The sequence below is a fragment of the Intrasporangium sp. genome, assembly GCF_040414665.1.
Classification (GTDB): domain Bacteria; phylum Actinomycetota; class Actinomycetes; order Actinomycetales; family Dermatophilaceae; genus Intrasporangium.
The window spans coordinates 1-24,549 of record NZ_JBEDUL010000108.1; the positions used below are offsets into that span (position 1 = coordinate 1).

General features: G+C 68.8%; 19 protein-coding genes. 4 read left to right on the top strand and 15 right to left on the bottom strand.

Annotation, left to right across the window (positions count from 1 at the left end; all coding sequences use genetic code 11):
* Window positions 1–675 (top strand): substrate-binding domain-containing protein (locus tag ABF401_RS11550; protein WP_353509711.1); only part of this gene is annotated, 675 nt, incomplete at its 5' end.
* Window positions 676–699: 24 nt separating this feature from the next.
* On the opposite strand, the gene ABF401_RS11555 is transcribed toward ABF401_RS11550, so the two are convergent.
* From ABF401_RS11555 to xylA, 6 genes are all read right to left on the bottom strand, one after another.
* Complete coding sequence (locus ABF401_RS11555) at window positions 700–3,000, bottom strand: beta-xylosidase/alpha-l-arabinosidase (RefSeq protein WP_502908227.1); 2,301 nt, start codon at window positions 2,998–3,000, stop codon at window positions 700–702.
* A gap of 55 nt (window positions 3,001–3,055) precedes the next feature.
* Window positions 3,056–3,955, bottom strand: a complete 900-nt coding sequence (locus tag ABF401_RS11560; protein WP_353509712.1) for a carbohydrate ABC transporter permease — start codon at window positions 3,953–3,955, stop codon at window positions 3,056–3,058.
* Window positions 3,955–4,989 (bottom strand): carbohydrate ABC transporter permease, encoded by a 1,035-nt coding sequence (locus ABF401_RS11565; protein WP_502908228.1) that lies wholly within the window; start codon window positions 4,987–4,989, stop codon window positions 3,955–3,957. The genes ABF401_RS11560 and ABF401_RS11565 overlap by 1 nt, the downstream gene beginning before the upstream one ends.
* A 4-nt stretch (window positions 4,990–4,993) precedes the next feature.
* Window positions 4,994–6,289 carry an extracellular solute-binding protein gene (locus tag ABF401_RS11570; RefSeq protein ID WP_353509713.1) on the bottom strand — a complete coding sequence of 432 codons (1,296 nt, stop codon included), beginning with the start codon at window positions 6,287–6,289 and terminating at the stop codon, window positions 4,994–4,996.
* A gap of 176 nt (window positions 6,290–6,465) precedes the next feature.
* Window positions 6,466–7,968, bottom strand: coding sequence for a xylulokinase (xylB, locus tag ABF401_RS11575; RefSeq protein WP_353509714.1), 1,503 nt, complete (start codon window positions 7,966–7,968; stop codon window positions 6,466–6,468).
* A 30-nt stretch (window positions 7,969–7,998) separates the two neighbouring features.
* On the bottom strand, window positions 7,999–9,177 hold the full coding sequence (gene xylA, locus ABF401_RS11580; protein WP_353509715.1) for a xylose isomerase: 1,179 nt from the start codon (window positions 9,175–9,177) through the stop codon (window positions 7,999–8,001).
* Between the two features lie 66 nt (window positions 9,178–9,243).
* Between xylA and ABF401_RS11585 the strand changes: the two genes are divergently transcribed.
* A complete protein-coding gene (locus ABF401_RS11585) occupies window positions 9,244–10,509 on the top strand; it encodes an ROK family protein (protein ID WP_353509716.1) in 1,266 nt (421 codons plus the stop codon).
* Window positions 10,510–10,562: 53 nt separating this feature from the next.
* Here ABF401_RS11585 and ABF401_RS11590 read toward each other — a convergent pair whose 3' ends face one another.
* Window positions 10,563–11,588 (bottom strand): DinB family protein, encoded by a 1,026-nt coding sequence (locus ABF401_RS11590; RefSeq protein WP_353509717.1) that lies wholly within the window; start codon window positions 11,586–11,588, stop codon window positions 10,563–10,565.
* A gap of 359 nt (window positions 11,589–11,947) precedes the next feature.
* Here ABF401_RS11590 and ABF401_RS11595 point away from each other — a divergent pair, with 359 nt between their 5' ends.
* A complete protein-coding gene (locus tag ABF401_RS11595) occupies window positions 11,948–14,347 on the top strand; it encodes a M14 family metallopeptidase (protein ID WP_353509718.1) in 2,400 nt (799 codons plus the stop codon).
* A gap of 192 nt (window positions 14,348–14,539) precedes the next feature.
* Here ABF401_RS11595 and ABF401_RS11600 read toward each other — a convergent pair whose 3' ends face one another.
* The 4 genes from ABF401_RS11600 to ABF401_RS11615 form a co-directional block, all read right to left on the bottom strand.
* Window positions 14,540–16,210: an NAD(P)/FAD-dependent oxidoreductase gene (locus ABF401_RS11600; protein WP_353509719.1), complete on the bottom strand. Its 1,671-nt coding sequence runs from the start codon at window positions 16,208–16,210 to the stop codon at window positions 14,540–14,542.
* Window positions 16,211–16,239: 29 nt separating this feature from the next.
* Window positions 16,240–17,631 carry an alpha/beta fold hydrolase gene (locus tag ABF401_RS11605; RefSeq protein WP_353509720.1) on the bottom strand — a complete coding sequence of 464 codons (1,392 nt, stop codon included), beginning with the start codon at window positions 17,629–17,631 and terminating at the stop codon, window positions 16,240–16,242.
* Window positions 17,632–17,681: 50 nt separating this feature from the next.
* Window positions 17,682–19,364 carry an MFS transporter gene (locus ABF401_RS11610; protein ID WP_353509721.1) on the bottom strand — a complete coding sequence of 561 codons (1,683 nt, stop codon included), beginning with the start codon at window positions 19,362–19,364 and terminating at the stop codon, window positions 17,682–17,684.
* Window positions 19,365–19,509: 145 nt separating this feature from the next.
* On the bottom strand, window positions 19,510–19,914 hold the full coding sequence (locus ABF401_RS11615; protein WP_353509722.1) for a PLDc N-terminal domain-containing protein: 405 nt from the start codon (window positions 19,912–19,914) through the stop codon (window positions 19,510–19,512).
* 442 nt (window positions 19,915–20,356) lie between these two features.
* Here ABF401_RS11615 and ABF401_RS11620 point away from each other — a divergent pair, with 442 nt between their 5' ends.
* On the top strand, window positions 20,357–21,028 hold the full coding sequence (locus tag ABF401_RS11620; protein ID WP_353509723.1) for a putative Ig domain-containing protein: 672 nt from the start codon (window positions 20,357–20,359) through the stop codon (window positions 21,026–21,028).
* A 30-nt stretch (window positions 21,029–21,058) separates the two neighbouring features.
* Here the strand turns inward: ABF401_RS11620 and ABF401_RS11625 are convergent, their stop codons facing one another.
* From ABF401_RS11625 to arsM, 4 genes are read right to left on the bottom strand one after another with little or no spacing between them, the layout of a single operon-like run.
* Window positions 21,059–21,952, bottom strand: a complete 894-nt coding sequence (locus ABF401_RS11625; protein ID WP_353509724.1) for a DMT family transporter — start codon at window positions 21,950–21,952, stop codon at window positions 21,059–21,061.
* Between the two features lie 45 nt (window positions 21,953–21,997).
* Entirely contained in the window at window positions 21,998–22,423 is a 426-nt protein-coding gene (locus tag ABF401_RS11630; protein ID WP_353509725.1) for an arsenate reductase ArsC, read from the bottom strand.
* A complete protein-coding gene (gene arsB / locus ABF401_RS11635; protein ID WP_353509726.1) occupies window positions 22,420–23,517 on the bottom strand; it encodes an ACR3 family arsenite efflux transporter in 1,098 nt (365 codons plus the stop codon). The genes ABF401_RS11630 and arsB overlap by 4 nt, the downstream gene beginning before the upstream one ends.
* A complete protein-coding gene (gene arsM, locus ABF401_RS11640; RefSeq protein ID WP_353509727.1) occupies window positions 23,514–24,299 on the bottom strand; it encodes an arsenite methyltransferase in 786 nt (261 codons plus the stop codon). Before arsM ends, arsB begins: the two co-directional genes overlap by 4 nt.
* Window positions 24,300–24,549 lie beyond the last annotated feature (250 nt).

Here is a 24,549-nt window from a genome sequence, read left to right on the forward strand (position 1 = left end):
TGGGAGCGCAGCTCCCTGTCGCGGCTCGGGGGGACGCTCATCGACGGCGCCATCATCGTGACCCCGACGATCGTCGACGCCACCAACGGCATCCCCGTGGTCGCCATCGACCCCCATACCGGACCCGCCGAGATCCCCACCGTCGAGTCGGACAACGTCGCCGGTGCGGTCCTTGCCACCGAGTACCTGCTCGGCCTGGGGCACCGCCGCATCGCCTTCCTCGGCGGACGCCCCGACCTGGACTCCGCCCAGCTGCGTGAGGAGGGCTTCCGGCGCGCCATGGCCGATGCAGGTGTCCCGGTTGACGAGTCACTGATCCGCGTCGGCGGATACCGCGCTGAGACGGCCGAGCGGCCTGCGCGCGAGCTGCTCACCCTGCCCGACCGGCCGACAGCGATCTTCGCTGCCAACGACCTGATGGCCATCAGCACGATGCAGGTGGCCGAGGAGCTGGGCCTGACGGTCCCCGGCGACGTGTCGGTGATCGGCTTCGACAACGTCCCCGAGTCTGCGATGGCACGTCCGCCCCTGACGACGATCAACCAGCCACTTCGCGAGATCGGGGCCACGGCACTGGCCATGCTCGTGCAGCTGCTCAACGGCCGGCAGCCGGAGCGGACCCACGTGCAGCTGCCCACGTCGATGGTCGAGCGCTCGTCCTGCCGACGACTCTGACGCCGTCGACTCAAGCACCGTTGGTCAGGGCACGGTCGGGGCCGGCCGCACCACGCTCGTCGTCGACCTGACATCCGTCAGGCCGACGGGATGCTCGCCGCCCGCGAGAACGATGACCGCCGTCGTCTCCCGATCGGCGCACGAGGGACCGACCCAGAGGTGCCACTCCCCCGCCTCGACGACACGCAGACCGGCGCGGTTGGTGAACGCGAGTCGCGCCGCGGGCACGGTGAACTCGACGGTGACGCACTCACGCGGCTCGAGGTGGACGCGACGGTAGCCGAGCAGCTGGGCGACCGGTCGGGTGACGCTGGCGACCACGTCACGGCCGTACAACTGCACCACGTCGTCGCCGGCGCGCTCGCCCGTGTTGGTCACTCGGACCCGTGCGACGACAAGACCAGCGGTGCCCTCACAGTCGTCGACCGACAGATCCTCATGGGCGAACGTCGTGTAGGACAGGCCGTGCCCGAACGGCAGGGTGGGGCGGCCAGGCAGATTCGTCACGTCGGAGCCACCGCCGAGCGGCGGGTGGAGATACGTGTAGGGCTGCGCGCCGGCGGAGCGGGGCAGGCTCACCGGGAGCCGCCCTGACGGGTTCACCCGGCCGGACACGACCCCGGCGATCGCCGGGCTCCCCTCCTCCCCTGGGAAGAACGCCTGCACGACCGCGGCGCAGCGCTCCAGGGCCCACCCGACGGCATACGGTCGTCCGGAGACGATCACGAGGACGACGGCCGTCCCGGTGGCGAGGACCTCCTCGACCAGCGCTCGCTGCATACCCGGGAGCTCGAGGTCGTCTCGGTCGCTCCCTTCGCCCACCGTGCCGCGCCCGAAGAGACCGGCCTGGTCCCCGACGACGACGACTGCGACGTCGGCCTGGGCAGCTGCCTCGCGGGCGGCGGGGAACCCCGACGCGTCCCGGTCATCGACGGCGCACCCTTGGGCGAAGGCGACCACACCGTCGGGGAACTCCACGGAGATGGCGTCGCGCACGGTGGGGACCGAGATGCCCGGTTCGACACCGGGGTGCAGCGACACGACGTGGTTGAGGAACGAGTAGCCCCCGAAGAGCGCCTCACGCCGGTCGGCATTCGGACCGATGACGGCAATCCGAGGTCCGTCCGAGAGTGGAAGGATCCCGTCGTTCGACAGCAGCACGACCGACTCCTGCGCCAACCGCGCGGCGAGCCGTCGGTGCTCGGGACCGTCCAGCTCCACGGCGGCCGGCGGCTCACCATCGAAGGTGGCATCGAGCAGACCGAGCTCTGCCTTCTGGGTGAGGGCGCGCAGGACGGCCCGGTCGACGAGGGCCTGGTCGACCACGCCGGAACGCACTCGGGCGGCCAGTGGCTCGAGGTACGCGTCCCCGGTGGGCAGCTCGATGTCCACGCCGGCGGCGAGCGCCAAACCCGCCGCCTCTCCGAGGTCGGCCGCCACGCCGTGGAGCAGGTGCAGGAAGGCGACGCCGAAGTAGTCGGCGACCACCGTCCCGTCGAAGCCCCACTGGTCCCGCAGAAGCCCGGTCAAGAGCCCCGGGTCCGCCGCGACCGGCACGCCGTCGATCTCGGCATACGAGTGCATGACGGAGCGTGCCCCGCCGTCGAGGACAGCCATCTCGAAGGGGACGAGGAAGACGTCGGCGACCTCACGGATCCCCGCGTGGACCGGACCGAAGTTGCGACCCCCCTGCGACCCGGAGTACCCGACGAAGTGCTTGAGGGTGGCATGCACGCCGGCGGACTGGAGCCCCACGACAAACGCGGTGCCCAGGGAGCCGACGAGATAGGGGTCCTCGGAGATGCACTCCTCCACCCGGCCCCATCGGGGATCCCGGACGACGTCGAGCACGGGGGCCAGCCCCTGATGGATGCCGAGTTCGCTCATGGACCGCCCGATGGCCGCAGCCATCTCGGCGATGAGGTCCGGGTCGAAGGAGGCCCCCCAGGCGAGGGGAACCGGGTACGTGGCCGCCTGCCAGGCGGACAGTCCGGTGAGGCACTCCTCGTGCACGAGGGCGGGAATGCCGAGACGGGTCTCGCGGACCAGCCGACGCTGGAAGTCCCACAGCCACTTCGCCCGCTCGACGGGGTCCACCGGTCGGGTGCCGTAGGCCCGGCTCAGGTGACCCAGCCCGTGGAGCGTCGCAGCCTCGAGGTCGGGCGTCTGGGGGAACTCCCCCTGGAGCGGGGCGACGGCCTCTCCGTCGTCCTTTCCCCAGAAGCCAACGAGCTGGGCAAGCTTCTCTTGCAGGGTCATTCGGGCAAGCAGTGCTCGCGCCCGTTCGGTCGGCGTCAGCGCCGCAGGGGGTTCCAGATGGGTCACGGGGCATCCTTGAGGTCGGTCGGTCCTTGCACGCGGGTCTGGGTATGAGGGGCGGTCAACCCTTGACGGCCCCCTGCAGTCCGCTGACGATCCGCTTCTGCATCGCGAGGAAGAAGACGAGGGCCGGGATCATGGCCAAGGTCGTGAAGGCAAAGACTCCAGCCGTATCGGACGAGTGTTGGGACGAGAAGTCGGCCACCCCGAGCGGAAGTGTCCGCATGTCCCCCTGGAGCAGGAGGAGCGGCAGCAGGTAGGCGTTCCACGAGCCAACGAAGGCGAGCACGCCCACGGTCACCATGCCAGGGCCAGACAGGGGGACGAGGATGCGCCAGAAGAAGCCGATCCGCCCGGCGCCGTCGATCAGCGCCGCCTCCTCGAGCTCGTCGGGAATGGCCTGGAGGAACGGCCGGAGAATGACCACCGTCATGGGCAGGGCGAACGCGGCCTGTGGGAGGGCGACACCCCACCACGTGTTGCCGAGATGCAGGTCCTTGGTGACGAGGATGAAGAGCGGGATGATCGCCACCGTGGCGGGAAACAGCAGGCCGGTCACGAAGATCAGGAAGAGCGGCTCGCGGAATCGGAACCGGAAGCGCGCGAGCGGGTAGGCGGCCATGAGGCCGAACACGACGACGACCATCGTCGTCACGAGGGCGATGATCGTCGAGTTGAGCGCGTACTTCCAGAAGCTCGGGTTGGTCAGAACCGCCGTGTAGTTGCCGAGGACCCACGGGTCTGGAAGGCCGGCCGGTGACTCGGCCAGCTGGGCGTTGGTCCGGAAGCCCCCGAGGACGCCGTAGAGGACCGGTCCGAGCGAGAGCGCCACGACGACGAGCGCAATGGCGTAGACGAGGACATTCGCGCGTCCGCCGCTCCTGCTGGGACTGTGTCCCGAAGCATTGCCCCCCGGATGTCCTGCGGTCGTCCCCCTCGCGGTCGTCGTTGCGATGGCCATCAGCCCGCCCTCCTCGGCTTGTCTGAGTCCTCGGTATCGCGCCGCAGCACGAGGTACTGGTAGAGCAGCGCCATCACGAGTGCCACGACGAACAGGACCACCGAGGCCGCGGAGGCAATGCCGAAGTTGTGCCGCTTGGTGCCCTCGTTGATCAGGAAGGTCGCCATCGTCGTGGTCGAGTCCGCCGGGCCGCCACCGGTGAGGATCCAGACCATGTCGAAGACCTGCAGTGAACCGATCATGGACAAGAAGGCCCAGGTGCGCAGCGTCGGGCCGAGCATCGGAACGGTGATCGAGCGCTGCACCTGCCACCACGATGCGCCGTCGATCTGGGCCGCCTCGTAGAGCTCCGTCGGAACACTCTGGAGTCCCGCGAGGAAGAGGATCACGGCCAGGCCGAGGTACTTCCACGTCAGGACGACGAACACGGCGTACAGCGCGAGCTCCGGGGTGCCGAGCCAGCCCTGCTCGGGCCCGCTCAGGCCGACCGCGCCGAGGAGGCCGTCGACGACGCCGTACTGCGGCTGGAGCAGCTGCAGCCAGATGACGCCCGCTATGACCTCGGCGAGCACATAGGGGACGAAGATGACCGTGCGCAGCAGGCCCTGACCCTTCAGACGACGGTTGAGCAGCAGGGCGATACCGAGGCCGAGCGGCAGCTGGATCAGGATCGACAGGACGACGATGACCAGGTTGTGTCCGAGTGCGCTGGTGAACACGTCGTTCTGCAGGACGCTCACGTAGTTGCTCAGGCCCACGAAGTCGACGAGGGGGCCAAAGCCCTTCCAGCGGTATACCGAGAACTGCAGCGCCTTGACGATCGGCCAGACGACGAAGAAGAGGAAGAGGACCAGGGCCGGACCGATGAACAACGCCAGCTCCAGGACCAGGCGCAGCCCACGGGGGAGGCGTGGTCCCCTCGCCATCGTCCGGGGCGTCCCCGGGCCGAGCCTCGGGGCCGGCGCCCCGTCCGGCCGGTGCGCGCTGGGGGCGCCCGTGGTGCGGGCGCCCCCAGCCGTCGCGTTGTGCGTCATGCCGCTACTTCGCCGCGTCGGCGGCAGCCTGGGTCTTGTCGACGATGTCCTTCGGGCTCGCCTTGCCGGCGAACATCAGGGCGATCTCGTCGTTCATCGCACCACCGACGGAGCTGCCGAACGCGGTGTCGAAGTAGAGCTGCACGTACGGCGCCTCGTCGCGCACCTTCAGCAGCTCGGCGAGTGCCGGGTCCTTGACGTACTGCGTGGCGTCCGAGTTGGTGGGCAGGCCCATGTCTCGTTCGGCAAAGCCCTTCTGCACCTGCGTGGACAGCATGTACTTGACGAACTCGACCGCCTGCGACGGCGCCTTCTCGGAGACGGCCCAGGCGTCCCCACCACCGAGCGCGGCCGCCTGGTCACCTTGGCCACCTGCCACAGCCGGGAAGGCGAACCAGCCCAGCTTGTCGCCGAGGCCCTTCTTGTCCGCCGTCAGGCCCTGCATGACGCCGGGCTCCCAGTGCCCCTGCATCTCCATGGCGACCTTGCCCGTGGCGAGCAGCCCCGAGGCACTCGTGGGGCCACTCTGGGCCGGCGTCGAGAGGAAGCCCTTGTTGAAGGGCTTCGCCGCGATGACCTTCTCCACGTGCTGGCCGGCCTTGAGGAAGCAGGGGTCGGAGAACTGCAGGCTCTTGACGGCATCGGTGAGGACCTGCTTGGAGCACTCGCGGAGCGAGAAGTAGTACCAGTAGTGCGCGGCGGGCCACTTGTCGCCGGCACCCACCGAGATCGGCTCGATGCCGGCTGCCTTGAGGGTGTCTATGTCGCTGAAGAGCTCCTCCCACGTGGTCGGCGTGGTGCTGATGCCGGCCTTGGAGAAGAGCTCCTTGTTGTACCAGAAGCCGACGACACCGAGCGAGAAGGGCAGCGCGTAGGTCTTGCCGTCGACCTGCCATCCCGCGACCGACCCCCCGATCTTCGAGATGATGTCCGCGGCCGGCTGCGACAGGTCCTTGGTCAGGCCTGCCTCGACATGGTCGGCGAGCTCTCCACCGCCGCGCTCCATGTAGACGTCCGGTGCGTCACCACTCTGGAAGGCCGCGTCGAGCTTGGTCAGCATGTCCTCGTGCTGCATGGCGCTGACCTGGATCGTGACGCCGGGGTGCGATGCCTCGAAGTCCTTGGCGACCTGGTCGTAGTAGTCCTTGCCGGGGCTCGTGTTGGAGTTGTGCCACCAGGTGATGGTCACGTTGTCGCCGGTGGCCCCGCCAGAGGCGTCCCCGCCCCCACCCGAACATGCTCCGAGCAGGGCGGCGACCGCACCGACCGCCACGGCTCGAAGGATCGGTGTCCGCTTCATCGTTGAAACTCCTCGTCCTTGAAAGAGGCTGACGACCACACGTTGTCAGCGTGAAACCTGTCGTGTCAATCGTTTCCGATAACGTTATCGACGTGATGTGAGCCGTATGCCGCTGGGCCGGCTCTCTTGTCGCCGCCACTTCGTGGGTGCCGACCCAAGCCCCGCTCGTAGGCCGTTCAGTCAGGTCCGCGGGCGGCGCGAGCTGCGGCGTCGGGAAAGAACACAACCCGACGTTCCGTGGCGGCCAGGTCCGTGGCCGCCTGACGATAGGCGTCGAGCACCGCCGGAGTCGGTGGGGCCTCGAACGTGGTCGCCCGCGCGCCCTCCCACTCCGGTGCTTCAGCGCTCCCCCTCAGCACCCAAGCCGCTTGGCGTGCCGCCCCGTCTGCGACGTACTCCGCTGGGGCCGGCACCATGACCGGGACTCCGAGGATGGCGGGCGCGATCTCCCGCACGGCCCGCGACCTGGCCGCACCGCCGACAAGGGTGACCCGCTCGATGCTGGCCCCTTGGGCCCGAACGGCCGCCAGCGCGTCCGCCAGGTGGCACAGCAGCCCCTCGACGGCCGCCCGGGCGAGGTTCTCACGGGTCATCGATGCCAGCGTCATGCCATAGAGGCGACCCGAGGCGTCCGGCAGGTTCGGGGTGCGCTCGCCCTCGAGGTAGGGCACGTGGACGAGGCCCCCCGATCCCGACTGGGCCGCCAGCGCCAGGGTGCTGAGCCCCTCGTGGTCGACACGCAGCAGCCGAGCCGTCGCGTCAAGGACCCGGGCCGCGTTGAGCGTGACGGCCAAGGGCAGGAAGTTGCCGGTCGCATCGGCAAATCCGGCGACCGCTCCGGTCGGGTCGGCGCTGCCGACCGCTGAGACAGCACCCACGACACCGGAGGTGCCGAGGGAGAGCATCGTCTGCCCCGGGCTCAGGTGCAGGCCGAGCGCGGCTCCCGCGTTGTCGCCGCACCCCGGCCCCAGGGTGAGGTGGCCGAGACCCAGCCGCTCGCCGCCCATGCCCGCAGCCTCGTCGGGGCGAGCGACCCGTGGCAGGACGAGGTCCGTGACCTCGCGCTCCTGGCGCTTGAGGGCCCGCGCGAGCAGGTCCAGCCGGTAGGCGTCGGTGACAGCGTCGAAGTACCCGGTGCCCGACGCGTCGGAGCGGTCCGTGACGAGAGAGGCGAGCGCGTCGGCGCCCGCGAGGCGCCACGTCAGCCAGTCGTGTGGGAGCGCCACGGCGGCCAGGCGGCTGGCGTGGTCCGGCTCGTGGTCGACGAGCCACCGCAGCTTGGCGATCGTGAAGGAGGCGACCGGGACGAGGCCGACCGCCTCGGCCCAGTACCGTGCGCCGGCCTCCCGGTTGCCGAGACCCAGCTCGGTGACGAGGTCCTCGGCGGCCCCCGCGGACCTCGTGTCGTTCCACAGTAGCGCCGGCCGGACGACGCAGCCCTCGGCGTCGAGGGCGACCATCCCGTGCTGCTGGCCGGCGACCGAGAGCGCCGCGACGTCCTCCAGTCCCCCAGCCGCGGTGATCGCTGCCTGAAGGGCCACCCACCACGCCTCGGGGTCGACCTCGGTCCCCGGGGGGTGGGGCGCCGAGCCGGATCTGACCAGCCGGCCGGTCTCGGCGTCCCGGATGACGACCTTGCACGACTGGGTCGACGAGTCGACCCCGGCTACCAGTGACATCGTTCCTGCTCTCGCACCCGCCCAACCCGCTCAGCCGACGAGGTGCTCGACGGCGAGCTGCTGGAGGCGGACGAAGCCGTAGTCTCGCTCGGCCGCCTTGGTGACGTCGAAGCCGTCGTCGTGCGCCAGCAGTTCCGCCGCTGTCTCCCCCGCGGCCAGCGTCGGCTCCGCGAGCTCGAACACACCGGCGTAGGCCATCGCGTCCTGCACTCGCGGGTCGGCCCGGAAGGCCCGGGCCCGCTCGGCCAGCATGAGGTAGGTCGACATCGACGCCTTCGCGGACTCCCACACCCCGTCGAGGTGCTCGGTGCGTGACGGCTTGTAGTCGAAGTGCCGCGGGCCGGTGTAGCGGGGGCCTTCAGGGCTGGCGGGGAAGCCGTTCTCGAGCAGGTCGACGGTGAAGAAGGCCGAGAGCAGGTCGCCGTGGCCGAAGACGAGGTCCTGGTCGTACTTCAGCCCGCGCTGCCCGTTGAGGTCGATGTGAAACAGCTTGCCGCTCCACAGGGCCTGCGCCAGTGCATGGGTGTAGTTGAGGTTGGCCATCTGCTCATGACCGGTCTCTGGGTTGAGGCCGACGATGTCACCGTGCTCGAGCTCGGCGATGAGTGCCAGGGCGTGGCCCACCGTGGGCAGGAAGATGTCGCCGCGTGGCTCGTTCGGCTTGGGCTCCAAGGCGATCCGCAGGTCGTAGCCCTGCGACTTGATGTAGCCGGCCACAGTGTCCAGACCCTCCCTGTAGCGGTCGAACGCCGCCACGAGGTCCTTGGACCCGTCGTACTCGGCGCCCTCGCGTCCGCCCCACATGACGAAGGTCGTGGCGCCCACCTGCACAGCCAGGTCGACGGCGCGCAGGATCTTGCGCAGCCCGTACCTTCGGACGCCGCGGTCGTTGGAGGTGAGCCCGCCGTCCTTGAAGATGGGATGGCTGAAGGTGTTCGTCGTGACCATCTCGATGACGAGTCCCGCCCGGTCCGTGGCGTCCTTGAGCCGGCCGGCGATCCGGTCGCGCGTCGCGTCGTCAGCCTCGAAGGGGAAGACGTCGTTGTCGTGGAAGGTGATCCCCCAGGCGCCGAGCTCGGCAAGACGGTCGGAGTACTCCCAGGGGTCCAGGGCGGGGCGCGTCGGGCCGCCGAACGGGTCGGTACCGGTCCAACCGACCGTCCAGAGTCCGAAAGAGAACTTGTCGGCGGGGGTGGGTTCACGCACCATGATCACTCCTCCTCGAGTTTTGTTTCGCCATACAACTTAATCGCGTGGGTGCGGTACGTTCAAGGGGTGTCCCGATCCGAGAGGCCGTCGCCACTGCAGCTGGCGGTGCGGCCCGCCGGCGCGAGCTCACGCCAGTCGTTGCTGCGCGAGACGAACCTCGGACTCGTCGTCCAGGCGATCTTCGGATCTCCCGTCGCCCTCTCCCGCAGCGACGTCGCGAGCGCCACGCGGCTGACGAAGTCGACCGTGTCGCGGCTCGTCGACGAGCTGCTGACTGCCGGGGTCGTCGACGAGCTCGAGCGCGTCGCGTCCCCGCGTGGACGCCCGGCCACTCCACTGGTGCCGGGGCACGGGATCGGCGCCCTCGGACTGCAGGTCAACGCAGGTGGACTGGCCGCCCGGGTACTCGACCTGCGCGGACGCGTCGTCGCCGAGGCCGTGGCCGACGAAGACCTCGTGGGCAGTGACCCGGCCACGGTCCTGGACCACCTCTCCGATCTCGCGAACCGCGTCATCGAGCAGGTAGCGGGGCGGTTGCGGCTCGTCGGAGCAGGTCTGGCCCTGCCCGGCATCGTGTCGGTTGGCACGGGCGAACTGCTCCTCGCGCCCAACCTTGGTTGGTCCGCCATCAGACCCGCGGACATCCTCGCACCCGACCGGCTCTCGAGCCTGTCGCTGCGCATCGGCAACGAGGCTGACCTCGCCGCTCGCACCATCGCCACCCCAGCCCCCGGACGGCCCGGCCCCCTCCGGGACTTCATCTATGTCTCCGGCGAGATCGGCATCGGTGGGGCAACCGTGCTCGACGGGAAGGTGCAGAGCGGTCGCCACGGCTGGGCCGGCGAAGTCGGACACGTCTGCGTCGACCCCGCCGGCCCCGGCTGCCGATGCGGGTCCACCGGGTGCCTCGAGCAGTACGCCGGCCGTCGCGCCCTCCTCCGCGCCGCCGGCCTCGACGTCCACACCAGTCTCGCGGAGCTCGTTGGCCGTGCCGACCGGGGCGACTCACGCGCCCAGGGGGCGATCGCCCGCGGAGCCTGGGCGCTCAGCATCGCCCTCGCCAGCGCCGTCAACCTGCTCGACATCCCGGCCATCGTCCTCGGGGGCGACCTGGCCGCAGTGGCCCCGCACCTCCAGCCAGAGCTCTCCCGCCGGCTCCAGCCGCGCATTCCAACGGCGCGGTGGGCCGCGCCGGTCATCGAGCTCGCATCACACGACGCGACTGCGGGGGCGACCGGGGCGGCTCTGGCCCAGCTCCAGCACGTCGTCGACCACCCCGCTCAATGGGCGGGGTCGACCCAGCCGTCGAGCGGGGCGGCCCTCAGCACGTGAGCCTGCCCCAGACTCATCGGTGGATCGATGCTGACGGCGGAGCGGGCGAGCCATCAGCGGCCGACGCGGTCTGGGCGCCTCCAGGTCCAGTCGGAATCGATCCATTGGGCGACGGCGTCCGCAACAGGGGTGTCGAGTTCGGCATGGTCGGCACGGACCCACGACTGCACGACGACGTCGTGCTCGTCCGCCGACGGGTAGAGGTAGACGCACCCGATGACGTCGCCACCAGCAGGGTCGAGAACCGTGAAGGTGAACCCGCGACCCGTCTCGAAGTCGCGCGCATGCCGAGTGAGATCAGCCAGGTTCTCTTCGAGCGTCATGCCTCCCACCGGGGGCCATGCCCCATCCGAAAAGCCCGGCGTCGCACGAATGTGGCCGATGCTCGACATCCAGGCGGCGTGGTCGGCCTGGTTGTGTTTCGGGCCGAGCGGCTCCAGCCTGAACCGGTCGTGCACGAGCGACGTGGGAGGTGCGAACCCCGCTGGCACGAAGCGGTTGCCGGCAACCCGCGCCGCCCTCTCGGTGCGACACCACCGCCGAGCGAAGTCGGCTTCTTGCGCGGCGGAGAGCGGCTCGACGTCCTCGCCGATGCGCCCGTCGAGTTGCTCGCGGATGAGGTCCATGTGGCCGAGGTGCTGGCGCGTCTCCCCGAGCATGTGGGCCATGACACTGAACAGCGGCACGTCGTTGGGTCCCCACCATGGCACGTGCCCTACTGCATCGATGGGGAGCGCCTCGATCGTCTCATCCGCGTGCCGACAGGCCTTGCGGTAGCCCTCGATGACCTGTTCCCGCGTTTCATCCGCCGGCACCCACATCAAGTCCGGGTTCTGGAAGTTCGTGTCAACGACGGGAATGGTCTCGGGATAGGGACGTTCGAAGACGAACCCGAAGTAGGACGCCTCGAAGAACGCCAGGTGCTTGACGAGCCCTAGAAGATTGAGCCCGGTCCGGGTCATGGGCCGGCGCACCTCGTACTCGTCCAGACCGTCGAGCTTTGGCAGGACCTCGTCGCGCGCCCAACGCAGGCACTGTTGCAGATGCTGCTTGGCTGCCTGGGCAGGGTCGTCGCTCATGTGTTCAGTGTGCTGCAACGGGCTGCGCCAAGCACCGCAGTATTCCTGGCGCCGAAGACCGTGCGTTCGCGACGCGCTGGTCGGCCGAATCCGTCACTCCTACAGCAGGGGTCATAGGTTCGATGCTCGTTGCCGTTGACAATCATGAGGCGCCACCACTAGACATGGCCCATCTCCACCCGGTGATCGCTTTTGGTTCATCTGAGCCACACTCCACGCGCGAGATTGCCGTCGTCCTCGTGTGCCCCCCTCCAGCCCGAAGTGCGTGAGTCCTGCCCAATTAGGTCTGACGTCGCCCTCGCCCACAGGAGTTCTGGAACATGTCATTCGCCCTACGCAAAAACCTCCTCGCAGGGGTGGTGACCGCATGCAGCGCTGCGCTGGTCCTGACCAGCCTCGCGCCCGTCCAAGCGGCGACCACCACTGCCCCCGCTACCGATCTCGTCCGGGATGCCGACGAGCCCGCCACCGTCGTCGAACTCGTCGTGGCCGACACCGCTGAGCTGGACCGCTTGGTCAGCACTGGCGTCGACCTCGATCATGGCGTTCACGCGAATGAGAACGGCAGCCTGACCGTTCGTGCCGTTGTCACGTCGAGCGAGCGAGCCGCCTTGCAGGCGAAGGGCTTCCGCGTCGGCGCTACCGTGCAGTCACCCGCCGACACACAAGCCGTCATCGCCGAGCGTGACGCTGCAATAGCGGCGGCCGTCGCCGCGAACGACACCTTCGCGGCTGCAGCCGCAGCGGAATCCGTGTCCGATGTCAAGGTCATCCGTGCGGACTACTACGAGTCGTTTGGGGTCGGGTACCTGTCCGTGGAGGCCAAATGGGCCCAGGGCCAGTCGTCCTCAGCGCAGCTGGTCGTCGAGCGCGACAGCGGTCCCGGCACCGCGCTCGGCTCCGGCGGCAGCCAGAACATCAGCCGCTTCGTCGATGCCGGCGTCTACCTGTACCACCGTGGCGCGGCCCAGGTCGGCCAACGCCCCGACAGCATCCGCGTTGTCAGCCCAACCGGCGACAGCACCGTCGTCAAGGTCACCGACTGGCTGCCGGTCGACGGAGAGGATGCGTGGGGTGGCGCCTACGAGCGGGACTTCATCACGTCGTACCTGACGCCCACCGAGCTGTACCAGCGGATCCAGGCGCTGGCAGCCGAGTTCCCCGCTATCTCGGAGATCGTCGAGCTGCCGCACCAGACCAACGGGTACCGCCGGCACGCCCAGGCCGTGCTCGGTGCAGCGAATGCGAGCAGAATCGGCATCGACTCGCGTGCGTGGGGACACCAGGGCGGCAACGACATCCGGGTCGAGCTCGTAGCCCCCACAGGACCGAACGCGCCGCTCGCGGTCGCCGTCACCGGATCCACCATCACGGTGTCGCTCGCCAGCAACGCCTCCGGAGGCGTGTCGAGCACCGCGGCACAGGTTGTCCAGGCGATCAACGCCTCGCCCCCTGCGAGCGCGCTGGTGCAGGCGTACACCTACCGGGGCTCGGTGGGCAACGGCGTGGTCGCACCGGCGACCGCGACACTGACTGACGGCCTCTCGGCGCCGAGCTCGGTGTCCCGCGACCCACAGACCGTCTACGCGATCCGGATCGGTAAGGTGCGCGACGGGTCCAAGACCGGTGTTCTGGCCTATGCCCAGGAGCACGCCCGCGAGTGGGTCCCGCCACTCGTCTCGATCGAGACCGCCGAGCGGCTGCTGCGCAACTACGCCCACGACGGGCGCACCAAGCAGCTGGTCAACAACCTCGACATCTGGATCGTGCCGTCCGTCAACCCGGACGGCGGGCACTACTCGTTCTATGACTTCGAGTCGCAGCGGAAGAACATGACGAACCACTGTCCCCTGGACGGCAATGCCGACTTCCTCGCGCGCAACAGCTGGGGCGTCGACAACAACCGCAACTACGACACGTACAGCCTCTTCGACGGGTACAACGGCGCGTCGGCGAGCTGCACGAGCGGCACGTACGCCGGGCCCGCCGAGCTGAGCGAGCCGGAGAGCGCGAACATCGACTGGATCGCGTCGGCGAACCGGAACATCAAGTTCTCGATGAACCTGCACAGCTCCGGCAACTACTTCATGTGGTCACCGGGCGCGTACATCACGCCGGGTCGCATCTCGGCGCCGCGACCCACGCTCGAGCAGGAGTCCTTCTTCTGGGGAGCGTCCTCGCGGATCCTCTCTGAGATCAAGCGCCACCGCGGGTTGTCCGTCACGCCGGCCCGCACGGGTCCGATCTCGGATGTCCTCTACTCGGCGGCTGGCAACTCCGGTGACATGCTCTGGTACAAGTACGGCATCTACGCATGGAACTTCGAGGTCGGCTCGCAGTTCCAACCGCCCTTCGAGAGCGCCAACCCGAACGGAGCCTCGGCCCATGCGGAGTCGCAGGAGTTCGCCAACGGACTCGTCGAGCTGATGCGTGTGGCTTATGACTTCGACAAGGACAAGCAGCGACCCAGCAGCACCGTTGGCGCGAAGGCGAGCAGCACCGCTGGCATGGTTGACGTGACCTTCGACGTGTCGGAGTCGGCCGCCGTCTTCTACACGCTGGATGGCAGCAAGCCCACGTACTCCTCGACGATGTATGCAGCCGGAGGCATTCGTGAGCCCGACGAGGTGCTGACCGTGCCAGCCGGCACCACCGTCCACTGGTTCTCGGTCGACTCGGCCGGGAACGTCGAGAAGAACTACCGCCCGGACGGCAGCGGCAACAACTTCAACGCCAAGACCGTCTCCACCAGCGGCTGAGCCCACTCAGCCTGACGCGCGAAGCGAGCTCAGCGGCATCCGACTCAGTTGGTATGCCGCTGAGCTCGCTCACGCTGCACTGCTGGGTCGGGCGCGACGCTCGTTCCGGGCGGCAGAGTCCACCCCGGGTGACTGCATCCTTGCCACGCACGGCGCCGGTGCCGTCTCCTGGGGCGATCATGGTTTCCCACGTCACTGTCTTTCGCGCACGCGTGTCAGGTACTGGTGGACAGACCGGATGCTGACGCCACCGTCGCCGACCGCGGAGGCTATCCGCTTGACTGAGCCGTGCCGGATGTCACCGGCAGCAAACACGCCGGGGAAGGTGGTCTCCAGCGGAAGGGGCTGTGGCGGTTGGCCACCCGCAGCGTCGGTGGCGGCCGGAACGACGTCCGAACCGGTGAGGACGAAGCCGTGTTCGTCGCGTTGGATGGCGTCGGGCAGCCATTGGGTGTGTGGCTGGGCACCGATGAGGACGAACAGGGCGGCCGCTGGCACGGTCCGGGTGTCGCCGGTATCGCTGTCGCGGACGACGAGTTCCTCCAGTCGTCCAGCCCCCGCACCATCGATGACGGTGCTGTGTAGCCACACATCGACGTTCTCAGTGGCGTCGATCATCTTCACCAGATAGTCCGACATGCTCGCCCCAAGCGCACTGCCACGGACAATCATCGTGACGCGCGCTGCATACTTCGAAAGGTGGACGACGGCTTGGCCGGCTGAGTTGCCTGCCCCGACCACGTACACCTGCTGTCCCTCCATCGCCTGGGCCTCCGCAACTCCGCCGCCGTAGTAGACACCGGAGCCGACGAGCGACTCGAGGTTGGGGATGGCGAGGCGCTGGTAGCTCGCTCCCATGGCCAGGACCACGGCACGCGTTGCGATTTCCGTCCCGTCCGCGAGAACCACGATTCGGGCGTCGCCGTCTGTGCGCAGATCGGTGGCCCCGCGCAGCACGGAGGTTTCCGCGCCGAACGACCAGGCCTGGTCGAGTGCCCGGCTGCACAGCTCAGCCCCGCCGATACCGAGCGGAAACCCCAGGTAGTTTCGGATGAGGGAACTCGTGCCAGCCTGGCCACCGAACGTGTCTCGGTCGATGACAATCGTGCGCAGTCCTTCCGAAGCGGCGTAGACAGCAGCAGACAACCCGGCCGGCCCCGCCCCGACCACGACCACGTCGAAGACGCCTTCCTGGGAGCTGTGCCGAACGCCGAGGGCCGCGGCCGCCTCCTCATTCGTGGGGTTGGTCAGCACCTGACCGTCGAAGCGGATGAAGACCGGGAACGGACCATCGGGCCGCTGGACCTGGTGCAGTAGAGCCCGGCCTTCGTCCGAGTCCGTGGCATGGAATGCGAAGGCCAGACCGCTGCGCTGCAGGAGGTCACGCACCTCGTGCGACCGCGAGTCCCAGTGCTCGCCTATGACGGTGACCAGCGTGGGTCGGTTGCGCTCTTGCTGCTGCCAGTCGCGGAGGAGTTCCGTGACGATGTGATGGAACTTCTCGTCAGGGGAGCGGCTTGGCACGGTCGCGAAGCGATCGATCTTGCCCACGGAGACTGCCCTGAGGATCGGCTTCGTTGCCGACCGGAAACCCCACGGGATCAGCAGGACCCGCTGCGCCCGCGGATGCAGCTCGTGCGCCGTCTGCAGGTACTCGATGCCCGTCATCGCCGTCATCTCAGCGGCCGCGAACAGGACAAGAACCTGAGCGCCCGCCTCCTTCAGCATTTCGAGCCGCGCGAGGGCGGACTCCACTGACTGTTCGCACACGATCTCGTAGTCCGCGTCATACCGGCTGACGAGTTCGCGCCGAATCATCTCCAGTTCACGGATGTGCTCGTTGACCGCAAACAGAACCGGCATCGCGTGCGTCCTTTCTGCTGGGCTCTGGATCACCTGACCAGGCTCTCGTGGCTCCGGACCGATGAGACGACGTCGAGGATCGCTTGAGTGGTGGCGGCAGAGTCATGCTCATCCAGGATCAGCGATTCGTGGGTGCCACCGTCGACGACGCGGTGCACGCTGTTGGTCGACAAGGCGGCGGCCAAAGCGCCGTGGGCGGCAATCTTGGCTGCATCACTCCCGATGCCGGCTGTCAGGACGACCACGGGTTTGTCGCCGACGTCATCCAGAGCCGCAGCCTGCCCCGCGGCGTTGTTCGCCTGGAGGTACTCCTCGATCGTGCTTCGCATATTGGCGACGGTCGACCCGGTGGCCTCTGCCTCCTGGGCCGACTGCGGCGGCAGACTGTCGTACGAGCCCCGGCTGAGCAGCCGGGCGACGCCCAGCTCGGCCGTGGACGAGAGCAGAGCGGAGAAACGACCCTTGATGTTGTAGGAGTCCTTCTCGTCGGGCGATCCTGCCGGCGTCGCTTGCGACTTCCGTCCCGTGGTGTCGACCAGCACGAGTCCGGCGACGTCGTCGGGATACTGGGCGGCGAAAGTCTGCACGTAGAGGCCGCCGAAGGAGTGGCCGGCCAGCACATACGGTCCGGGAACACTCGCGCGCTCCAGCAAGGTGTGCAGGTCCGTCGCGGTCTGTGCGCCGTCCTGGGGGCTGTCAGCGGGCTCGCTCCAGCCATGACCTGCGCGGTCGTAGACGCAGACGCGGGTCTCTCGGGCGACGGCCGGCGCAATCCACCCGGAAACCGATGACATCAGGCCAGCACCGGGTTCGAGGATCACGGTCGGGCTGCCTGAGCCACTGCATCGGAGGTGCAGGCTGTGTCCGCCAACGTCGATCAACCGACCCGGCATTGCGAGGTCTTCATCCAGCCCTGCGCTCACGCTCTCGTAGCCGCCACCTATCGCGGCCAGGGCCATGATCGCGAACACCGGGTACAGCAGCCATCGCGCGCCGCGACTACGAAGATGGCGACGCATTTGGAGGATCATCCAGACCACCAGGGCCAACAGGGCCGGGGGCCACACCCATCCCAGGGCCCCGCGAACCGTCGAGCCGAACACCACCAGGAGCAGACCGCCCAGCCCCAGTACCAGTGCAGGAGCCGCAGCCCACCGCTGAGGCTGATCGGTGAACCGCACTGACAGCACAGCCAACATCGCCCAGCCCAGCGCGAATCCGCACAGAACCGCGCCAGTGACCTCACTCTCCTCCGCCGAGGTGAACGGCGCGGCAACGAGAAGCAGCGCGGCGACAAGTCCGCTGGCCAACGAGCCGGCCACGATCCAACCAATGTGTCCCCTCCGCTTGGGATCGGGGCGAGACGGGCGGTCCTGGCCCATGCCCATGGGGGTGGGCGTGGGGGTGGGTTCGGTGGTCACGATGAACTCCCTTCGATGCACGCAGCCTCACTACCTGCACTCCTCCCTCGTCACGGCGACCTGCCGTCCTCGGGATCCGCAGGGCCGGCAGATTCAGCGGGCGCCGTTCCGGGCTTCGCGTCGGAGCCGGGCTGTCGGGTGGGGATGCCGCCCGCGAAGTAGATGGCGACCAGCCCGAGGATTGCGAGCACCGCGAGCGAGGCGCGCAGACCGGCGAGGCGGGCGGCCGTGTTCTCGTTCATCACGGCAGTGGCGGTCTCCCCGGTGACCCCGGCGTCCGTGAGAGCGGCGCTCAGCTGGGAGTCGGGGACGAAGGGCACGCCCGAGGCGAGCTGGACCTGCGCCTGCGACGTCAGGCTATCCGGGACTGCGGGGTTGTCCTGGATGCCGGTGAAGAAGGACGTGGTGAGCGCGGAGATGAGCACCGCCCCGCTGAGGGCCGTGCCGATGGACGATCCCAGGAACGTCACGGTGTTCTGCAGGCCGCCCACCTCGTCCGTCTGGTCGTCGGGCACCGAGGACACCGTGACGCTGCCGAGCTGGGAGGCGAGGGCGCCGATCCCCAACCCTGCGAGGAGCATCGGGAGCGTGACCACCTCGGGGCCGACGCCGATGTCGAGAGCCGCCATGAGGGTGACCAGGCCGAGGAAGAGGGAGAGGAATCCCAGCCGCACCACGCGCCTCGGGTTGGCGTCCGGAAAGAAGCGCGGCACGCCGACGGCCGCGATCAGCAGCGTCACCGACAGCGGGAGCATGCGGACACCAGTGGCGATGGCGGACAGCCCGAGCGACACGGACAGGAACAGCGGCACGGCGAAGAACAGCCCGGCAAGGAGCAAGTACTGGAAGAAGAAGCCCACGAGCCCGCCGCGCAGGATCGAGTTGCGCAGCATCGCCGGGTTGATCAGTGCCGCCTGCCCGCCCATGACCCGCCGGCGCTCCCAGGCGAGGAATCCGAGCAGGACCAGGCCGCCGGCCAGGATGAGCCAGATGACCGCGGACAGGCCCATGAGGGTGGGCGCATCGGGCTTGGGGTTGATGAGCCCCCACGACCCGGCGCGCAGGATGCCGTAGACGACGAGGGCCAGCCCGCAGGCCGAGAGGGCGGTGCCGACCAGGTCCATGCGGACGCCGCGCTCCGGCGGGGTGTCGGCCATGCGGCGGGTCAGCGCGAGGATGCCGAGCACGACGATGACCTCGCCAGCGAAGACCCACCGCCACGACCAGTACGTCGTGAAGAGCCCGCCGATGAGCGGCCCCGCCGCCACTGCGATGGCACCCGCCGCCGCCACCATCCCGTAGGCGCGCGGACGCTCCGACCGGCCGAAGTTGGCGGCGATGAGAGCGACAATGGCAGGCATGATGAGGGACGCTCCGATGCCCTCGAGCAAGGACCACCCGATGAGCAGCACGGTCAGGTTCGGCGACAGCGAGGTGGTCAGCGAGCCGCACCCGTAGATCACGCAGCCAATGGCGAATGCGCGCTTGCGCCCGAGGATCTGGCCGACCTTGCCGCCGGTGATCATGAGCGAGGCCATCACCAACGTGTAGAGGGTGATGGCCGTCTGGATGCCGGTCACGGTGGTGTCCAGGTCCTTGGCGACCGTCGCGATCGACACGTTCATGACCGAGCTGTCCAGCGCCATGAGGAACTGGCCAGATGCCAGCGTGACCAGGATGGCGCCGGACGCCGCGCCAGCGGCTGCCGCTGGCGCGGACTCGGAAGTCCGCATCGTCGAGACGCTCCTTTCGGAACCGGCGGACGCCGGCTACCGGTCCCGCCTCACGACGGACCCGGCTGGCTGCCGCCAGCCTGGTCCGCAAGCCGTGCATCCCAGGCCGGCGGGACCGCCGGCCTGGGATATCGGCGATCGAAGGTCAGGCGAGGGCCTTCGCCTTGAGGGCCCCGAACTCATCGGGGGTGATCGCACCGGAGTCGAGCAGCGACTTGGCACTGGCGATCTGCTCCGCCGGGGTGGCCCCACCGCCGGAGCCAGCCGCCACCTGCTTGATGTACTGCTCCTGCTGGGCCTGCATCTGCGACATCTCACGCATCTGCCGCTCAGCCATGCCGCGACCGCGGGCGATGAGGTAGATCAGCGCGCCCAACCACGGCACAAAGATCAGCAGCACCGACCACCCAGCCTTCGCCCAGCCGCCGAGGTCTTTGTCCCTGAACAGGTCGAAGATGCAGCGGACCCAGACCATGATCGCGGCGATCCAGATGAAGAACCAGAAGCTCCACAGCAAGACGTCCCAGAAATTAGTGGTGATGTTGTCCATGCCCGTCCTCTCGAGGCGCGAATGGGACCGATCAGTCGTCGTGTGGACCAGCGTCGTCGCTGCCGCGCTGCTCGGCCTCACTCCGCGCGGGTGATCTGTCCCGGCTACGCCCGTTGCGCCCCAGGGAGGGCAGCTGCGGTGATCGCTCTGGGCTCGGCACGCAGTTTCAGCCGCCCTTCGAGAGCGCCAAGCCGAGCGGAGCCTGAGCGATAGGGGACGCGGTTCGTCCCTCACCCACTGATTCGTCTGGCGGGTCAGTGGGCCAGCTCAATCGCACCGCATCCGTCGCGGCGTTCCCGTTGGTCGAGTGTGCAGGCTGACCCTGAGGCCCTGTCCGATCTGAACCATATCTGCCGAGACGCCGTTTTCGCGTGTGCACGTTTCACCCGGACGCTGTCCGCAACCCGGGCAACGCCATCCCCACACGGTAGGAGATACACGCATGTCCAAAACAGCCTCTGTTCGGATCATCGCCACCGCAATTGCCGTGGCAGGCATGGTCGCCGCCCAGGCAGTCCTCGCCGGCCCCGCCGGCGCCGTCACCGCCAGCAAGGTCGAGCTCAACAACGGCCAGCTGCGCGTCGAGGGACAGGGAGGCATCGGCGGCACGTTCGTGCTCGTTCAGTCGACCACGAGCGGCGCGGGCGCCCGGGTCGGGACTGACGGGAGATTCAAGGTCGAGGCCACGGGCTTCACCGCCCCCGACTGCCGACTCACCATCTCCAACAGCGGCACTCCCACGGCGAGCGTGACCATCCCGAACTGCAGGCCGTCCGCGACACCGGTGCCAGCCGATCCCGCCCCGCCGACAGGCACCTGTCTCATCGACCCCTTGCCTCCGGTGGCACTGACCCGGGGGGCGGCCGGAGTCGTCAACTTCACCACGACCGGCTGCGACACGACGACGGGCAGCGGGCTCACCCCAACTCCCGTGCGGTGGAGCGTCGTCGCGGGCACCATCCCCACCGGCATGACCGGCCCGTTCTTCCAGGGCACTGAAGCGGGGCACATCATCGGTACTCCCAGCTTCGCCGGCACCTACCGGTTCACCCTCCAGGTGACCGACCAGGTCGGCGCCACCGATCAGGAGAACGTCACCGTCACCGTGTCGTAGCCCTTCCCGCGAGGGCTTCGCGTTTGCGGATCAGCAGCATTCCACCCGAGGCGCCATGGCGTCGCAGCACTCCCGCGGACCGAGCTCGGCAAGGGTCATGCCGCCAACGATGAGCAGGCCGCCAGCCCAACCGAGCCAGCCGAGGCCGGACTCGCCGAGGGCAACAGCGAGGACGGCTGCGAAGAAGGGCTCCATCGTCATCACCACGGCGGCCGTCGTCGCGGTGAGGGCGGCCTGGGCCCAGGCCTGGACGGCAAAGCCGATGCACGTGGCAACGATGCCCAGGTAGGCCGCGGCCCGCCAGGCAGTGGCGCTCGTGGGGACCGTGATGCCGTCGACACCAGCCGCTGCGACGACACCGCAGATCACCGCCGCGACCACGACGCTCACGGTGGTCATGCCCAACGCGTTCTCCCGGGTGGCCCACTGGCTCAGCCCGGTGATGTGGACGGCGAAGCAGGCCGCGCCAGCCAAGGTGAGGGCGGCCCCGACGGGCGACCCGGCCGTCAGGCCGCCGGCGAGGACGCCGATTCCGACCGCTGAGAGAGCGACGGCGGCCCAGCCGGCGGCCCCGACCTGCTCCTTGAAGAAGACAGCGGCGACGACGGGAGTGAGGATGACAGCCGCGCCCGTGAGGAATCCGGAGACCCCGGCGAGGGTGTGCTGCAGCCCGGTGGTCTGGAGGAGGAACCCGGCCGCAAGCGCGACGCCGAGGGCCGCGGAGCGCCTCTGATCGGCCCGGTTCAGGAGGGTCACGGCCCGTGGACGGACCAACAGCAGCACGACCGCACCGATGCCGAAGCGCCAGGTGAGGAAGGAGGCCGGGTCGAGCTCGTCGAGCGAGTCCTTGGTGACGATGAAGGTGGAGCCCCACACGGCGGTCGCCGCCACCAGAGCAGCGATAGCCGGGACGGTCCTCTTCACCGCTCCTCCTCCCGCTCGTGCCGGCCGCTCCTCGCCTCAGGAGCCTCAGGCTTCCTTGCCCGGATGGGCTCCCAGCTCGCCGAGCAGGCCGGTGACGCGTCGCCGGATCTCGTCGCGGATGGGACGTACGGCATCGACGCCCTGCCCGGCGGGATCGTCGAGCTGCCAGTCCAGGTAGCGCTTGCCCGGGTAGACCGGGCAGGCGTCTCCGCAACCCATGGTGACCACGACGTCCGAGGCCTGGACCGCCTCTGCGGTGAGCAGCTTCGGCGTCTCCGCGGAGATGTCGATGCCGTCCTCGAGCATTGCCTGCCGGACTGCGGGGTTGACCGTGTCGGCGGGTGCCGACCCGGCAGAGCGCACCTCGACCCGACCTCCAGAGAGGTGGTGGGTGTAGGCGGCGGCCATCTGGGACCGGCCGGCGTTGTGGACACAGACAAACAGGACCGAGGGATGGTCGGCGCTCGTCATGGCTTCTCCATGGGCTGGATCGACTGGTGGGGGTAGCGATTTCGGAGGGCAAGTGAGACGTACACGAGGCCGACGAGGACGGGCACTTCGATGAGCGGACCGACGACGCCGGCGATGGCCTGCCCAGAGGTGACACCGAAGGTGGCGATGGCGACGGCGATGGCGAGCTCGAAGTTGTTCCCGGCGGCGGTGAAGGCGAGGGTGGTGGTCCGCTCGTAGGTCAGGTGCAGCGCCCTGCCGAGCAGGTACCCGCCACCCCACATGAGGGCGAAGTAGGCCAGCAGCGGCAGGGCGATCCGGGCGACGTCGAGCGGGCGGCTGGTGATCTGTTCGCCCTGCAGGGCGAACAGGATCACGACCGTGAACAGCAGCCCGTACAACGCCCACGGTCCGACCTTGGGCAGGAACGACCCCTCGTAGGCAGCCCTCCCCCATCGTCTCTCCCCCAGCCGTCGCGACAGGTACCCGGCGGCCAGCGGGACGCCGAGGAAGACGAGGACCGATGCCCCGATCTGCCATGGGGAGACGTCGATCCCGGCCTGATCAAGCCCGAGCCATCCCGGCAGGACCGTGAGGTAGAACCAGCCGAGAGCGGCGAAGGCGAGGACCTGGAAGGCTGAGTTGAGCGCGACGAGGACGGCCGCGGCCTCGCGGTCGCCACAGGCGAGGTCGTTCCAGATGATCACCATGGCGATGCACCGGGCCAGACCCACGATGATGAGCCCGGTCCGATAGGCGGGCAGGTCGGGCAGCAGCAGCCACGCAAGGGTGAACATCAGCGCCGGACCGACGAGCCAGTTCAGCACGAGGCTCGCCACGAGCAGGCGCCGGTCGGTCACGACGGTGTCGAGCCGGTCGTAGCGGACCTTGGCCAGCACCGGGTACATCATGACGAGCAGCCCGAGCGCGATCGGTAGCGAGACTCCTTCGACGGCAATGGAGCCCATCGCGCGGTCCAGGTCGGGCACGAGTCGGCCGAGGGTGAGCCCCGCCGCCATGGCGGCAAGGATCCACACCGGCAGGAACCGGTCCAGCGTGGACAGCCTGCCCCCGAGACGAGGCTCGTGCCGGACCCGCAGCTCGGTCTGGGTCATGCCCGCACGGCGCGGATGATGGCGGACTGCGCGTGCTCGTGGACCCGGTGCGTGGGGCGCACCTCCACATCGGTCCACCCCGCTGCCGCGAGTGCGCTGCGGAACTCCTGCTCGGTCAGGGCACCCGCGATGCAGCCGGTGTAGGCGGCCAGATCTGCGCGGGTCGCCTCGTCCATGTCGACGTCGGCGACCACGTCGGAAACGGCGAACCGGCCACCGGGACGCGTGACCCGCGCCGCCTCGGCCAGAACGACCTGCTTGTCGGCGGCGAGGTTGATGACGCAGTTCGAGATGACAACGTCCACCGACGCGTCCGGTAGCGGAATCTCCTCGAGGTAGCCGTGCAGGAACTCCACATTGGTCACGCCCGCGTCAACCGCGTTCTTCCGGGCCAGCTCGAGCATCTCCGCGGTCATGTCCAGACCGATCGCGCGGCCCGACGGGCCCACGCGACGCGCTGAGATCAGGACGTCACCCCCTGCCCCGGAGCCGAGGTCGAGGACCGTCTCGCCCTCGTGCAGGTCGGCGACCGCAGTCGGCACGCCACACCCGAGGGACGCCTCCACGGCGGCTGTCGCACCTTCCGCCTCAGCCAGCGAATAGAGGCCCGAGCCGAAGACGACCGTCCCCTCCGTAGTCACATTGCCATCCAGGGCGCTCGGTCCACAGCACGACCCGCTGGATCCGCAGCACGATCCACCGGCTGCGGCCATCGTCAGCTGCCGGGCGGACTCGGCGTATCGCTCCCGCACGATCTCCCGGATGTCCTCATTGGCCGTCATGTCGGTCACTTCCTCTTGAATCGATGGATGTCGATACAGCCAGAGTGGCGCATTGCTTCGATGTTTGTCAATATGGAGTGGTGGTGATTGAGATCCCAGTCGAGGACATCAGCTCGGCCCGTGCGCCGGGCTCCCACGCACCTGCCCTCTCGGTGGCCGACGCGGAGCGAACCGCTGCCGTCCTCAAGGCGCTCGCCGACCCGGTGCGCCTCCGGCTCTTCATCGACATCGCTGTCAAGCCCGGCGAGAC